The organism is Pseudomonas sp. SL4(2022), from assembly GCF_026625725.1.
Taxonomy (GTDB): domain Bacteria; phylum Pseudomonadota; class Gammaproteobacteria; order Pseudomonadales; family Pseudomonadaceae; genus Aquipseudomonas.
Genome location: NZ_CP113060.1, coordinates 3,546,045 through 3,560,515, shown reverse-complemented (window position 1 = coordinate 3,560,515; position 14,471 = coordinate 3,546,045). Strand labels below are relative to the sequence as shown.

The 14,471-nt window shown below is 60.7% G+C and carries 11 protein-coding genes; 4 read left to right on the top strand and 7 right to left on the bottom strand.

The genetic code is table 11. The annotated features are described in order from the left end of the window. Positions 1–7: 7 nt before the first annotated feature. On the bottom strand, positions 8–2,062 hold the full coding sequence (locus tag OU997_RS16920; protein ID WP_267807681.1) for a sensor histidine kinase: 2,055 nt from the start codon (positions 2,060–2,062) through the stop codon (positions 8–10). Positions 2,063–2,134: 72 nt separating this feature from the next. Between OU997_RS16920 and OU997_RS16915 the strand changes: the two genes are divergently transcribed. The 3 genes from OU997_RS16915 to OU997_RS16905 all read left to right on the top strand — a co-directional run bounded on the left by OU997_RS16915 (position 2,135) and on the right by OU997_RS16905 (position 5,659). Next, positions 2,135–2,821 carry a response regulator transcription factor gene (locus tag OU997_RS16915; protein WP_108486555.1) on the top strand — a complete coding sequence of 229 codons (687 nt, stop codon included), beginning with the start codon at positions 2,135–2,137 and terminating at the stop codon, positions 2,819–2,821. Positions 2,822–2,950: 129 nt separating this feature from the next. After that, the gene (locus tag OU997_RS16910; protein ID WP_267807679.1) at positions 2,951–4,660 is read left to right on the top strand and encodes an autotransporter outer membrane beta-barrel domain-containing protein; all 1,710 of its coding nucleotides are present in this window, start codon (positions 2,951–2,953) and stop codon (positions 4,658–4,660) included. 195 nt (positions 4,661–4,855) lie between these two features. After that, entirely contained in the window at positions 4,856–5,659 is an 804-nt protein-coding gene (locus OU997_RS16905; protein ID WP_267807678.1) for an alpha/beta hydrolase, read from the top strand. An 882-nt stretch (positions 5,660–6,541) separates the two neighbouring features. Here OU997_RS16905 and OU997_RS16900 read toward each other — a convergent pair. Beyond that, on the bottom strand, positions 6,542–6,916 hold the full coding sequence (locus OU997_RS16900) for a VOC family protein (RefSeq protein WP_267807677.1): 375 nt from the start codon (positions 6,914–6,916) through the stop codon (positions 6,542–6,544). A gap of 179 nt (positions 6,917–7,095) precedes the next feature. Between OU997_RS16900 and OU997_RS16895 the strand changes: the two genes are divergently transcribed. Next, positions 7,096–8,922: a long-chain-acyl-CoA synthetase gene (locus OU997_RS16895; protein WP_267807675.1), complete on the top strand. Its 1,827-nt coding sequence runs from the start codon at positions 7,096–7,098 to the stop codon at positions 8,920–8,922. A 34-nt stretch (positions 8,923–8,956) separates the two neighbouring features. On the opposite strand, the gene OU997_RS16890 is transcribed toward OU997_RS16895, so the two are convergent. The 5 genes from OU997_RS16890 to OU997_RS16870 form a co-directional block, all read right to left on the bottom strand. Next, positions 8,957–9,451, bottom strand: coding sequence for a hypothetical protein (locus tag OU997_RS16890; RefSeq protein WP_267807673.1), 495 nt, complete (start codon positions 9,449–9,451; stop codon positions 8,957–8,959). 148 nt (positions 9,452–9,599) lie between these two features. Next, on the bottom strand, positions 9,600–10,367 hold the full coding sequence (locus OU997_RS16885) for a hypothetical protein (RefSeq protein ID WP_108486560.1): 768 nt from the start codon (positions 10,365–10,367) through the stop codon (positions 9,600–9,602). Then, entirely contained in the window at positions 10,364–10,945 is a 582-nt protein-coding gene (locus OU997_RS16880; RefSeq protein WP_108486561.1) for an RNA polymerase sigma factor, read from the bottom strand. The genes OU997_RS16885 and OU997_RS16880 overlap by 4 nt, the downstream gene beginning before the upstream one ends. After that, positions 10,942–12,690 carry a vWA domain-containing protein gene (locus OU997_RS16875; RefSeq protein ID WP_267807670.1) on the bottom strand — a complete coding sequence of 583 codons (1,749 nt, stop codon included), beginning with the start codon at positions 12,688–12,690 and terminating at the stop codon, positions 10,942–10,944. Before OU997_RS16875 ends, OU997_RS16880 begins: the two co-directional genes overlap by 4 nt. An 80-nt stretch (positions 12,691–12,770) precedes the next feature. After that, entirely contained in the window at positions 12,771–14,210 is a 1,440-nt protein-coding gene (locus OU997_RS16870) for a PLP-dependent aminotransferase family protein (RefSeq protein WP_108486563.1), read from the bottom strand. Between the last annotated feature and the right edge of the window lie 261 nt (positions 14,211–14,471).

Genomic DNA, 14,471 nt, shown 5'->3' with positions numbered 1-14,471 from the left:
GCAGCACCTAGCCTAGCCTCTCCAAGGTTGCCTGAACGGGCAACGTACAGCTCGAATCATACCCGCAGGCCGCCAAACGCAGGCTAAGGCGGAAGCAGATGACCTCACCCCCGCCAAAACTAGTCAGCGTCGCATCGCCACCGTGAAGCTGAGCGATGCGTCGCACCATATACAACCCCAAGCCTGCCCCCGTCGTGCTCTGCGCATGGCGTCCACGGTAATACTTGTGGAAAAACCGACCACGCTCATCCTCGGCGATAAGCGCGCCAGGATGGCTCACACTAATAAGGATTACCCCGCCCTCTTCACGTACCACCAGCCTTACCGGTACGCCCTGGGGCGCATAGCGGTCGGCATTCGCCAGCAGGTTGCGCACCGCCACGTGTAACAGGCCCACATCACACCAGTAAGTCTCGGCGCTCAAACGCTGATCGAACAGAATACGCTCGGCTGGGAAATCGGCCCGTAGACCATTCAGCAGTGCCGCCAGGTCGCACGCTGCGAAGCGGGATATCGGCTGCGGCTCAGCCATACGGTCGTGGGTCAGGTAATCGTCTACCAGCGCCAGCAGGCGCGCGGCAGCATCGCGAATGTTCTGGCAACGGCGCAGGTTCTTTTCTGCAGGTGCATCCAGCTTGCGCCCCAGCTGCTGCGCAGAAGTGGCAATGATCGCCAGTGGCGTACGGAACTCATGGGAAACCATGGCGACGAAGTCGCTCTGCTCTTCACGCACTTGCTGTTCGCGCCTCAGCGTAGCGCGCAGTTCCTGTTCCAGTTGCTCGCGGCGCAGCAACTCCTGATTGAGTTCAAAGGTGCGCAAGGCAACCTGTGACTCCAAATGCGCATTCTGCTGCTGAATCAGCGCAGTGTTCTGCGCCTGAGCCAAGTGCTTGTCCCGCTTGAGACGGTTGTAATGACTGATGATGCGCAGGCTCATTGCACCCATGTGCAACAGCGTGCCAAGTGCCACCGCATGATCTGTCCATAAATTCGCCGGTACCACGCCGAAATTGCGCAAGAAGGCCACCAGGACGCCTGCATAAAAAACGCCGAAAGCCAGCAGGTAAAAGCGCGCCGGTCGATGACCGCGCCACAGCAGCCAGGTAGCGACTGTCACCATGAGAGGAATGCTTGCCAGCGAAACGCTCAGCACCACGGGCACCGCCTGGCGGAAAAAACCGAGCAGAACGGCTATGGCGGCCAAGCCGCCCAGCAGCCAGGATAAAGCGACCAACCCGTTAGCTAATCTGTTGTAAACCTGAGCCAAGGCTAATTGGCGACAGGCAAAAACAGTTCCGATCGGCAGACTCAGTGCCATTGCTACGCCCAGCAAGGGATCGCTCAGCTGAACCGGAATGCCAAGCAATTGCTGGGGCAAGCCTATCGTCAACCCCTCAATCCATACGCAACAGCCCACGTAGGCCAGATACCAGCCGCTCTCTGGCGCTTGAGTCATGCGCCAGAAAATCACATGAAAACCAAACAGCATGAGGTAAATGCCGAAATACAGCCCATAGGCAATGTACTCGCGCCGCCCGGCTTGGCCGAACTCCGTCGCCTCCATGAAGTCCAGGCTGACTGACAAGGCATTCTTGGTCTGCAAACGTAACAGCACCACCTCGTTCTGCTGACCTTGCAGGCGCAGGGGAAATACCGCCGAGCGATAGTCGATGGGCCATAGCTCACGCGCCAGGTTCTCGCCTGAACGCCTTTCCTGCCATGTGCCATCAGCACCGCGCTGATACAAACGCACATCGTCGAGCAAGGCATTGCTCAGGCGCAGCATCCAGCGCTGCTCACCTGCATCGGTTGGCCTAACCTCCAGGCGTAACCAGACATAGCCGCTGGTGTAGCCGGCACTGAGGCTCGATGGCAGTGCCTGCCAGCCTTCGGCTTGCAAAGCCTGCTGCGCGCTCAACACGGCGTGGGGGTCATCCAGACGCTGCAGATAACCGCTGACCGGAATTGCACCGCCCCCCGTCTGCAATTGTAACGCCGCGGCCTGAACAAAACCCGGCAGCCCAAGCAGCCAGAAGAGGAGGAAATGCTGAATTGTTTTCATGGCGGGCGATGCTACCATGCGCCCGCTCAAGCGTTGTCAAGCCACCGACGCCCTGCCCCGAGATGCCTTGCGATGACCGGCCTGATCCTCCTCGAAGACGACCCCATACTGCGCCAGGAACTCTGCGAGTTTCTCGATGATTGCGGTTACACCACCACGGCAGCGGCCGATCTTGAAGCGTTTCAGCGTCTGTTTCAGCCCCAGCAGCACAAGCTGGCCGTGCTCGACCTAGGGCTGCCGGATGGTGACGGTCTGCACTTAATCCAGCGCCTGCGCCAGTCTGGCCACCGCTCGGGCATTCTCGTATTCACCGCCCGTGGTGGTGGTGCTGCCGCACGCATTCAAGGGTTGGACATCGGTGCCGACCACTACCTGAACAAAGGCTGCGACCTCGATGAACTGGCCGCCACCCTGGCTTCATTGCAACGACGCCTGGCGTTTGATGCCGAAGAGCAGTCCTGGACCTTGCAGCTTGGCCCGCGACGCCTTACCCCGCCCAATGCGCCACCGGTGCCACTCTCCCAGCAAGACCTGCGCGTGCTGCACTGTTTGATGGCGCAGGCCGGGGAATGCGTCAGCCGCCAGCAGATCGTCACGGCCCTGGGTGAGGACTTTCTTGCCTATGACCAACGTCGCCTCGACACGCAGATACGCCGCCTACGGCGCAATGTGGAACAGGCCAGCGGCCTGCCGCTGCCCGTCAAGACCCTGCGCAACCAAGGTTATTGCTTCTACGCCCAAGCCTGCCTGCTCGACTGAAAGCGGCCTATTTGCTCAGATTTGCTCAGTTTCGCCCTGTGCACTCACTGATAGCATCGCGCCATCTCAAACCGGTGCCCGCAACCTGACAATGCTGTGGGCACGCCTCTGACTGTCGATGGAATCACCATGAGCCGCACACTGTCTCCGCTCTTTCAATTCAAGAAATGTGCCCTGGCCACAGGCCTGCTCAGCGCCTTGCTGCACGCGTCCATGAGTCATGCCACGCCCAGCGTTTACACCTTCAGCGTCAACGGGGCTACGGCTACCACCGGTACGATGCAGCTCAACACAGGTTCTCTGGGTTCTGGAGTACTTGCCAATCCCAGCGTCCTGACGAGCGGCGCCAATCCCTTCAACTATGCGGTGGCTTATTTCGTTCCGACCCTCAGCAATGCCTCCTTTATTTTCGGTCAGAGCCAGGCACCGACTGACTCGGTGATGATTGTGTACAGTGGTTTCTTCAACCCAAACACACCGGGTGCAGGTGCGTTGGCGGGTAACGACGATACCACTCTGGGGGGCCATGAAAGCATTCTCGGTGCGGGTGCCAACGTCAGTTGCGGAGGCAGCCCTGACCTCTGCCCGCAAGTGGGTCTTAGCGTCACCGGTGGGCAGATTTACAGCATCGTCATTTCCACCTTTGGCACGGGCGATACTCTGGGCACCCCGCTGAACCTGGTCTTCTACACCAATGGTGACGGTCAGTTCTACGCGGCACCGCCAGCACCACCGGCAACAGTCGGCGGGGTACTTAACTCTGCCACCTTGCAGGGTAACAACCCCGCTTTGGCTGGCGCCCGCGTGATTGATGCGACGCCGCAATTACTCGCCCTGTTCAGTGGCCTAAACACCAGTCAGCTGCGCTCCGACGCCGCCAGCCAGACCTTGCCGCTGCTAACCGGTGCCAGTACCAACGCCATCAGCAACAGCCTTGCCGCTATCAATGATGTGATTCAGGCCCGCCAGGGCAGCACCAGCGGCCTGTCTTCAGGCGATTCGCTGCTCAGCGAACAGCAGTTATGGATCAAGAGCTTCGGTTCTTGGGCCGACCAAAATCAGCGCAATGGCGTGGCCGGCTTCGACGCCGACAGCAAAGGTTTGGCGCTGGGTCTCGATACTGCTGTCTCGGACAATGCCCGCCTCGGGTTGGCCTTCGCCTATGCCACAACCGACATCAATAGCGACTCCACCATTGCCCCGCAAAGCGCCGAGATCGACACCTACCAGTTGATCGGCTACGGCAGCTACGCCCTGACGCCTGCCACCGAATTGAACTTCCAACTCGATGTTGGCCAGAACCGCACCGAGGGGCAACGCAGCATCGGCTTTGCCGGCACCACAGCCAAATCCGACTACGACGGCTACAGCGCCCATGCCGGCGTTGGCATTGCTCACGACCTGCGTCTGACCGAGCAGCTGACCTTCACCCCCTCGGCCCGCGTCGATTACACCTGGATCGGCGATGACTCCTATGCAGAAAAGGGCGCCGGACTGCTCAATCTGGATGTCAACAGCCGTGATACTGAAGCACTGCTTATGAGCCTCGACGGCAAGCTCGATTACGCCCTGAACAGCAGTACTGTGCTAAGCGCTAACCTGGGTGGCGGCTATGACGCCATCAACGAGAGCAACTCCATCACGTCTGCCTATGCTGGCGCAGCGACTGCCACTTTCAGCACTGAGGGGCTTGAACTCGAGCCTTGGCTGGCCCGTGCCGGTCTTGGCCTGAGCCACACCCTGCCCGGTGGCACCGAGGTCAGCCTGCGTTATGACGCCGAAGTTCGCAGCGACTTTACTAACCAGGGTGCATCGCTCAAGGCACGCTGGGCGTTCTAGGTCCGGTAACGTTCAAGGCCACTACATAATATGCCGTGGCCTTGATTTCCAAGGGCGTGAGCGAGCATGACTCAACTATCCTGCCGAAACCGGCACGACCTTAAGCCCATCTGGTTACCGGGATTAGCCTCCATAGTACGGTTTACAGAGGCCAGCCCCTCTACACGCCCGGGACTTCGCCTTGCATGGTGCCTGGTGCTTCTGCTCACGGCCTGTAACACACTCCCCAGCCCAGAGGCGCGCCGCCAGAATGCCAATGCGCTGGCCAGCAGCCATCACTGGCAGGCCTCAGAATTGCAGGCTGGCGCCTTCCGCTTGCAGGCCTATACACCGCAGCGTCAAAGTGAAGAACTAACTCTATATCTGGAAGGTGACGGCCTGGCCTGGATCAACCGTCACCAACCCTCCGTCGATCCGACTCCGCTCGACCCAATAGCTTTGCGCCTGGCACTGGCCCACCCTGACGGCAACGCGGCCTACCTGGGTCGGCCATGCCAGTATCTGGGAGCCGCTCATTTACCCTGTCATCCAGATTACTGGACCGGAGCCCGCTTCGCCGAAGAGGTGGTACACAGCATCAATCTGGCCACCGAGCAACTCAAAGCCAGGGCCGGTGCACGACGCTTGGTGCTGGTCGGCTACTCGGGTGGCGGTGCCGTAGCTTTATTGTTGGCGGCACGCCGGGATGATGTCGTACGTGTAGTCACCGTCGCGGGCAATCTTGATCACGCGGCCTGGACAGCTCATCACCGGCTCACCCCCTTGCTGGAGTCACTCAATCCTGCACAGATGCGTCAACGATTAGCCGTGGTAGAACAGATACATCTGCTAGGCGAGCACGATCAGATCATGCCACCCGAACTGGGCAAGGCCTTTGTTGCAGCTTCGTCTACCGCACATAAGTCCCGGATATGGGTACTCCCGCAGTATGACCATCACTGTTGCTGGGCCCAGAATTGGCAAGACCTCTGGCAACGGCTGGCAAACCCGCCCAAGTAAATGCCCCCACACACCCCGAGCACATTTGCGCAACAAGACTAAGGCAGCCTGTGCTGACGGAAGTCCTACTGTCCTATCACCTCAGTCTGCGCTTGCTCATAACGCTGCATATAGCGTTCAGCCGCTGAGCGGGAAAATGCGAATACAGCCGCATGTGTTCCTGGGGCAAAGGCAGCATAAGGATGCTGCCCTGCATACCCAGGTGCTGCACCTGATAGCGTACAGCCAGGCCATCGGGATGATAGAACGCCTCCAGACGCCCGGCCTGAAGCATTTTCAGGCTCTGGCTCAATACATTGCTGCTCAGGGTTTGCACCTATAGGCGCAGGTCTCGCAACATGGGTGAGCGGTAACCATTCTGCCAGGCACCTAAACGCAAGGGCAGCCGTTGTTCGACCGAGTCCACTTGTTGCAGGGGGCTCGCGGGCTACCAGCAACAGCGGCTGAACCACCACAAAGGGCTGCGCCGGTTAGACCAGCGTAGTTCCACGCTCCGGGGTCTTAGCCAGGATCCGTGCCATATCCAGCTGATGACGTTGCAGCATCTGCAACAGACGTGACACGGATAACGCTGATAACTCACCACACTGAGTTGCATGCGCTCGGCAATTTTCGCGAAGTAGGCTATAGCCGCCCCTTCAGTATCGGCCTGCCCTGGCAACCGCGTATGGGGAGGCCGATCGAAGTAGCCAACGCGCCGGTTGTCGGCACTCGCCAACAGGACCAGGGCAACGAAGATAAGTGCAAACGAGGCAGCTGAAATACGGCGAGTTGTTCTCTGCACAGACCTTTGGGTAAACCTGTTGAACTGAATGCAGAGGGGAGGGGCTAGCCGCAGCCCGCCTTCAGTGGCCTGCAAACCAGCCCCCCCGACCTGGCGTGTCAGCTCAGCCGCCAGGGTGGATTCAGACGGTTGGCTCCGGCATGGTAGAGGCACAGCGGATTGCCGTCGGGGTCCTGTAAATAGGCTTCGCGCCACAGCCAGGGCTGATCAGTCGGTGGCATGCTGAACACGATGCCCAGAGCCTGCAGGCGGGCGACGGTCTGGTCCAGTTCAGCGCATTCGAAGTAAATCAGCGTCTGGCTAGCAGGCACCTGTTCGACCCGACTCAGGGAAAAACTGGACTGACCATCCGGGCAGCAGAACCGCGCATAGTCCGGCAGGCTTTCGACGATCAGTTGCAACCCCAGCTGCTGGTAAAAGCGGATCGCGCGCGGCACGTCGCTGACCGCGACAGTGACTTGATTCAGGTTCATCGCCGGTTCCATAAAAATCAGTGTTCGCTGTAATGCCACAACCCAAAGGGCCCGACAACCCGTCACAGTGGTATTTGCCGATCTGCCCTGTATCGCTTGCGCCAGAGTCATGGCAGGGATGCGCCCTGACAACTAGAGTTGCGCTTCGCCCCCGCATAACAACCATAAGCGCGAGAGCCATGAGCCAGACCGACCTGATTTCCCCACTGCGTTTTCTGACCCGCCTGCCCCAGCATCTGCCGCGTGTACCGCGCCTGTTGCGCGGCCTGTATTACGCCGGTATCCGCAACCGCGAGAAGAACCTCTCGCTGGCCTGGGCATTGGAGCGCGCGGCGCAGGAGCACCCGGAGCGCCCGGCGCTGCTCGATGAATCGCGCAGCCTCAGTTATGCGCAATTTAACGCTTGGGCCAACCGCCTGGCCTGGGCCTTCAAGGCTGAAGGTGTGCGCCATGGCAGCGTGGTGGCGGTGATGCTGGAAAATCGCCTGGAGTTGCTGGCCATTCTCGCGGCGTTGAGCAAGCTCGGCGCAGTCGGGGCGCTGGTGAATACCACACAGCGCGGCAAGGTGCTGGCGCACAGCCTGAATCTGGTCAAGCCGGGTTTTATGCTGATCGGCGAAGAACTGCTGGCCGCCTTCAACGAGGTTGCCGAGCAACTCAATAACCCGCAGACACCGCGTTACTGGGTGGCCGATCAGGACTGCCTGCAGGACGCCGGCCAGGCACCCGAGGGCTGGACCAATTTGATGCAACTGGCGCGCAGCCAGGCCAGCGATAACCTGCCCGACAGCGCCAAGGTGCAGATGAAGGACCCTTGTTTCCTGATCTACACCTCAGGCACCACCGGTCTGCCCAAGGCCTCGATCATGAGCCACGGCAAGTGGATCAAGGCCTATGGCGGCTTCGGCCACTCCGGGCTGACCCTGAACAACCTGGACGTGCTCTACCTGACGCTGCCCTGCTACCACAACAACGCTGTCACCGTCTGCTGGAGCGCCGCACTGGCCGGTGGTGCTGCCATCGCCCTGCGCCGCAAGTTCTCCGCCAGCGCCTTCTGGCCGGATGTGCAGCGTTATCAGGCCACCTGCTTCGGCTATATCGGCGAGCTGTGCCGTTACCTGCTTAACCAGCCAGCGACTCCGGCCGAGAAGAACAACAGCCTGCGCTGCATGATCGGCAACGGCCTGCGGCCCTCGATCTGGGCCGAGTTCAAGGCACGCTTCGGGGTCGAGCAGATCACCGAGTTCTACGCCTCCAGCGAAGGCAATATCGGTTTTACCAACGTGTTCAACTTCGATAACACCGTGGGTTTCTCCCCCGCCACCTACGCCATCGTGCGCTACAACTTGGAGAACGACCAAGCGGTGCGTGGCAAGAAAGGCTTTCTGGAAAAGACCAAGAAAGGTGAAGCGGGCCTGCTGATCAGCGAGATCAGCGCCAAATGGCCGTTCGACGGCTACACCGACCCAGCCAAGAGCGAGGCGGCGATCCTGCGCAACGTATTCAAAAAGGGCGATGCCTGGTTCAACACCGGCGACCTGATGCGCGATATTGGCTGCAAGCACGCGCAGTTTGTTGATCGCCTGGGCGATACCTTCCGCTGGAAAGGCGAAAACGTCTCAACTACCGAAGTGGAGAACGTCCTGGGCGCCTTCCCCGGCGTGGAAGATGCGGTGGTGTATGGCGTAGAAATCCCCGGCACCAATGGCCGTTGTGGCATGGCCGCACTACGCCTGAGCGAAGGCCAGCAACTGGACAGCGCCGCCCTCGCCGCGCACCTGGATGCCGAATTGCCGGTGTACGCCGCGCCGCTGTTTATCCGCCTACTCGGCGAGGTGGAAACCACCGGCACCTTCAAATACAAGAAGGCCGACCTCAAGCAGGCCGCCTACGATCCGAACCGGGTGCAAGAACCGTTGTGGGTGCGTCTGCCCGGCGAATCCTGCTTTACGCGGCTGGATCACAGCCTGTTCAATGCCATCAGTAAGCAGGCCTACCGCTTCTGATGGGCTGTGGCCGGCGAGTGTTGGCAGTCGCCGGCTACTGCTTGAACTCGAACTGCAACTGCGCCCCTTCAACCGACTGCCAATAGTCGTCACCGCGCTCGTTGGTGATCAGCTTACCATTGAGCTGAAAGGGACTTTCCGGCTCAGTTTTCTCGACAAACAACGGCGGTAACAACGGCGTCGACAGGTCGTTGAGTGGTTCCAGCGGCTGCAGTGGATCGAATACATCAGGGCGCAGACTCAACTCCAGTGGGGCTCTTTTCTCCGGCACCGGCTCAGCGGGCTTGGCTTTGACGGGAGCGGCAACTGGCTTGGCAGGTGCCGAGTTTTTCACCGGTTTGGGCGCCTCAAACGGTTCAACCTGGGGCGCTGGGCTGACGGGGGCCGGCGGCGTCTGGGTACTCATGGGGGAATCGGGCTGCACGTGCACAGCCGGTGTTTTGGGAAGAACAGGCGGATTGGCAGGCTGCTCACAGGCTGCCAGTGACAGCAGGGTCAGTAGCAGCGCGCAGCGTTGAATAATGGTCATGGCAGATACGAAGGCAGCGTCATAAGCCGCTATGCTCGCCCCTGCCCAGGCCTCTGGCAACCCTGCAATCTGTACAGCAGGTAACCGCACGCGGCAAAAGCCCGCGGCAGCAGCGCATGCACTGGCACCGGGCGATCTGTGACACGGCTCAGTCGGGCGCCTGCAAATGCTGCAATTGCGCGTCGATATCCACTTCGGGGTGCTCACGCATCAGTTGCAGCAACAAGGCATCGGCCTCATCCGTCCAGCCATCACGGCGCAATTTCAACAGCCGCTGTAACTCGCTGCGCAACTGCTGCTCAGCTTGACTGCCAGTAGCGCCAGCCGCTTGCTCGGACGCTGACACCGCTGGCGCACGGGCAGCTTGTGGCTGTAATGCATCAACCGCAGACTCCTCACGCAACAGCTGATCAGGCGCAGCGACCGAAAGTTTTTCCTTCGCCTCGGCGCTATCGCTGCTGTAACCCTGGCTCACCGGAGCGGGTTGCGCCGCACGCGAGCGTTCGGCCTCATCCGCCACCCCAGCAGATTCTGCCAACGGCGCGGACATCGGCGCAGCTTGCGGCGCCGTCCACGCGGCAGCCGGCGACATCGGTGCGCCACTGGGCACGGCATCGAAGGCATCTGGAGCCTGCTCGAAGGTACGCCAGGTCAGGCTTACGCCAATCCCCAGGCAAGCAACCCCGGCCAACGCCACCGACCAGCGTTGCCGACCCCCTGCGCCGAACAGCCAGTTGTGCAAGCGCGCACTCAGGCCAGGTTTGACCTCAGCAGCGGGCACGCTCCGCGCTGCGGCACTGGCCGCCGCGAGAATCTGTGCATCCAGCTGCGCACTGGGCTCGCCGACGCTGTGCTGGCGGAAATGCTCAAGCATCTGCCGTTCCTGCTCATCGAGCCTATGTTGATCGTGGTTCATACGGACAACTCCTCGGCGGCCGAGTCAGCCAGCAGCCGACGTAACTTCTGCAGGGCATAGCGCAAACGGCTTTTCACTGTTTCAGCAGGGGTCTGGGTCAGCTCGGCAATCTCGGCCAACGCCATGTCGCCATGGGCGCGCAACAGAAACACTTCACGCTGCTCTGCCGGTAAATCCGCCAGGGCGGCCTCTAAACGCTGCTGATCGCGGCTCAGGCTGAGCTGTTGCTCAGGCCCCGGCTGCGGGTCGTGCGGGGCATGCTGCTGTTCATCGTACTCAGCATGCCCCGCCTGGTGCCGACCATGCTTGCGCCAGGTGTCGATCAAGCGGTTGCGGCCGATCTGGTACAGCCAGGTCTTGAACAGCACGCTATCGCGCTGTTCGCTCTGGCTGCGGATCAAGCTCATCCAGGTGTCCTGAAACACCTCCTCGGCCAGGGCGTGATCGCCACACAGGCCGAGCAGAAAGCGAAACAGGCCGAGCCGATGACGCTGGTACAACTCGGCGAAAGCCGCCGCATCACCGCGGCGGTAACGCCGCAACAAGGCGGCGTCGTCATCCGTGAGGGGTCGATTCACTGCTCTACTCGTGCGCTGGTTGAACGGTTTGTCGCAGTTTGCAGACTCTGCGCCAGTTGCACCAGCTGTACGAACTCGCCACGCAGGCCGAAGCGGTCATCGCCCTTGGCGGCACGCGCCAGCTCGGCACTGTCGGCCAGGCTGAAACGCCCGATATAGGTATCGCCCTTGAGTTGCTGGGCGAAGGCAGCCACCGCTGCAGCAAAGCGCAGGTCTTCACTGACCTGGCTGATAGCACGCGTATGACTGGCCTGAATCGGTTGCTCCAGCAGCTTGCTGATGTCCTGTCCTGGCGCCTTGTAGCGAATGCGCAGCCAGGCCAGTTCGCCCGCCGGGCTGCCGGCCTTGGCCGCTTGCTGATAGCGCAGCGGCTCCAGCCAACCCTTGCCGCCCACTGGCACCACTTCATACAACGCAGTCACGGTATGGCCTGCGCCGATTTCGCCGGCATCGACCTTGTCGTTGCTGAAATCCTCACGTTTCAGCGCACGGTTTTCATAACCCAACAGCCGGTATTCGCTGACCTCGGCTGGGTTGAACTCGACCTGAATCTTCACATCGCGGGCCACCGTCGCCAGGGTCGAGCTGAGCTGATCGACCAGCACCTTGCGTGCCTCGCGCAGATTGTCGATATAGGCATAGTTGCCGTCGCCGGCATCGGCCAGCTGCTCCATCAGCTGTTCGTTGTAGTTATCAGTGCCAAAGCCCAGCGTGGTCAGCGATACGCCTGTTTTGCGTTTGTCCGCAGCCAATTGCTTGAGCGTTTCAAAATCGCTGATGCCGACGTTAAAGTCGCCATCGGTGGCCAACAGGATGCGGTTGATGCCGCCGTCGATAAAGCCCTGCTGCGCCTGCTGATAGGCCAGCTGAATGCCCGACTCGCCCGCCGTAGAACCGCCCGCCGCAAGCTGGTCGATAGCCGCGCGGATCGTGGCTTTCTCACTGCCGGATGTTGGCTGCAGCACCACGCTGGATGAGCCGGCATACACCACCAGCGATACGGTGTCCTGCGCACGAAGCTGCTCGACCAGCAGCTTCAACGTGCTTTGCACCATGGGCAGGCCATCGCGGCGATCCATCGAGCCGGAGACATCCACCAGAAACACCAGATTGGCTGGCGGCAATTCCTCTACCCGCAGATCCGAGGCCTTGATGGCGATACGCAGCAGGCGGCTCTCGGGGTTCCACGGCGTGACTGCCAGCTCAGTGTGCACGCCAAACGGCGCATCGCCCTTGGGCAGCGGATAGGCGTAGGGGAAGTAATTGACCAGTTCCTCCAGACGCACCGCATCCTGCGGCGGCAACTGCCCAGCATTGAGGAAACGCCGCACATTGGCATAGCTGCCGGTATCCACATCGATGCTAAAGGTCGACACGGGGGCCTCGACCACGGCATGCACCGGGTTGCTCACCAGCTTCTGATACTGCTCGCGGTTCTCATCACGGTAGCCCGGCGGCAAGGCATCGGCCTGCACAGACATCGGCATCGGCGCATAAGCCACGCTGGGCATCACCGCCCTGCCCGCCACCTGGCTTTTACGTTTCAATTCAGCGGGTGCCGCGGCCAGCTGCTCATGCAACTCGGCGCGTTCACGGTTGTGGGCCTCATCGCTGAGCTGCGGGCCGCCAACCTCGGTGGCCGGCGCGTCGGGGTTAGCGGCGCTGCAGGCACCAAGGCTGATCAATACGCCTGCGGCAAAACCGGCAAGCAGAGGACGGGTAAGCAATACGGGGTAAGCAGACATGGGGGCATCTCCTGGGCGAGCGGAACAGACCATTCGCTCAGGTAGACGCAGCCCTGCGGTGAGGCGGGTTAAACCCCGAATTAAAAACTTGCAGCGCCCTCCTGACACAGCTGCCCGGCCAGCATGCCCAAGGTCATCAAGGCACGCTCGGCTTCGCGATTCCACGGAATACCGCAGTTCAGGCGGATACAGTGGTTGAACTGCTCGGTATTACTGAAGATCAACCCCGGCGCAATGCTGATGCCCTGCTGCAGGGCGCGCACGTGCAGGTCCTTGGTGTTGACCCGCGCCGGTAGGCTAACCCACAGAATAAAGCCACCCTTGGGCCGGCTCATCTGCGTGCCTTCAGGAAAGTACTGCTGCACCGCCAGTTGGAAGGCACTGAGATTCTTGCGGTATTCCTGGCGGATAAAACGCAGGTGGCGGTCGTAACCGCCATTCTCCAAATAGGCCGCCACCGCCATCTGCGTGACGCTGCAGGCCGAATGGGTGCTGAACGTTTGCAGGCGCTGAATTTCATCCTGGTACTTGCCGGCGATGATCCAGCCGATACGCACCCCTGGCGACAGGGTCTTGGAAAAGCTCGAACAGTAGATCACCCGCCCTTCACGATCATGAGATTTGAGCGCCTTGGTCGGGCCCTGCTCGAACATCAGTTCACCGTAGATATCGTCTTCAATGATCTGGATATCGTAATCACCGGCCAGGCGCAGCAGCTGGCGCTGACGCTCTTCGGGAATGGTGCCGCCCAGCGGGTTGCTCAGCCGCGCAGTCAACACAAGCGCCTTGATCGGCCACTGGTTGGCCGCCAATTGCAGGGCTTCCAGGCTGATACCGGTGGTTGGGTCGCTGGGAATCTCGATAACTTTCAGACCGAGCAGATCAGCCAGTTGCAGCAGGCCGTAATAGGTCGGCGACTCGGCGGCGATCAGATCGCCCGGCTTGGTCAGCACGCGCAGGCTCATCTGCAGGGCATCCACACAACCATGGGTGATCACCACCTCGGTCGGGTCGACCACCACGCCGGCATCACGCATGCGAATCGCCACCTGACGCCGCAGCGGCTCAAAGCCCGGGCTGAACATATAGCTGAAGGCCCGCGCACTGTGAAAACGGGTGACCTTGGCCAACTGCTGGTGCAATGCCCGCACCGGCAGGTAATCCACATGCGGCACTGCCGCACCAAGGGGGAAAACGCCTTCGCGGCGCGACTCGGTGAGTACCTGATTGATGATGCTGCTGCGCGTCACCAGACCCGGGCGTTCTACGCGGGCGATATCCGGAGTGGGCGCGGTCAGGGCCGGGGTCTGGTGCACGTAAAAGCCGGACTGCGGGCGAGCACGAATCAGGCCCTGGTCTTCCAGGTTGGCATACGCCTGCAGCACGGTAGCGTGGCTGACACTCAACTGCGCGCTCATCTTGCGCACCGAAGGCACCCGCTCACCAGGCTGGTAAACGCCGCGGCGGATGTCTTCCGCCAGTTGCTGAGCAATGCGCTGATAAAGCAACAGATTGGTCATGACCATGTTCCTGCTTGACTGAACCGTAACAGTAAACCGGACACATACAATTGCACCGGTACAGCTCACTGAATTGTGGGCGATACAGTACAAAGCTGCCAGGACTGTAACGGTACAAGCCTACACAGCCCTGCTAGCTACTGAGCATATAAAGAAGGTGATGAAGATGATCGACGGCGTAGCGGGCTAGAACGCAAGCCGCTCTGCAGCAGTCGCTGGCCATAGCAATAAGGGAGCCCAACATGGGCGCCTTGGCAAAGG

Bases quoted from the DNA above. Each gene is read 5' to 3' on its own strand.
- OU997_RS16895 (WP_267807675.1), top strand. From the start codon at position 7,096: ATGAGCCAGACCGACCTGATTTCCCCACTGCGTTTTCTGACCCGCCTG.
- OU997_RS16915 (WP_108486555.1), top strand. From the start codon at position 2,135: ATGACCGGCCTGATCCTCCTCGAAGACGACCCCATACTGCGCCAGGAA.
- OU997_RS16890 (WP_267807673.1), bottom strand. From the start codon at position 9,451: ATGACCATTATTCAACGCTGCGCGCTGCTACTGACCCTGCTGTCACTG.
- OU997_RS16910 (WP_267807679.1), top strand. From the start codon at position 2,951: ATGAGCCGCACACTGTCTCCGCTCTTTCAATTCAAGAAATGTGCCCTG.
- OU997_RS16875 (WP_267807670.1), bottom strand. From the start codon at position 12,690: ATGTCTGCTTACCCCGTATTGCTTACCCGTCCTCTGCTTGCCGGTTTT.
- OU997_RS16870 (WP_108486563.1), bottom strand. From the start codon at position 14,210: ATGACCAATCTGTTGCTTTATCAGCGCATTGCTCAGCAACTGGCGGAA.
- OU997_RS16900 (WP_267807677.1), bottom strand. From the start codon at position 6,916: ATGAACCTGAATCAAGTCACTGTCGCGGTCAGCGACGTGCCGCGCGCG.
- OU997_RS16920 (WP_267807681.1), bottom strand. From the start codon at position 2,062: ATGAAAACAATTCAGCATTTCCTCCTCTTCTGGCTGCTTGGGCTGCCG.
- OU997_RS16885 (WP_108486560.1), bottom strand. From the start codon at position 10,367: ATGAACCACGATCAACATAGGCTCGATGAGCAGGAACGGCAGATGCTT.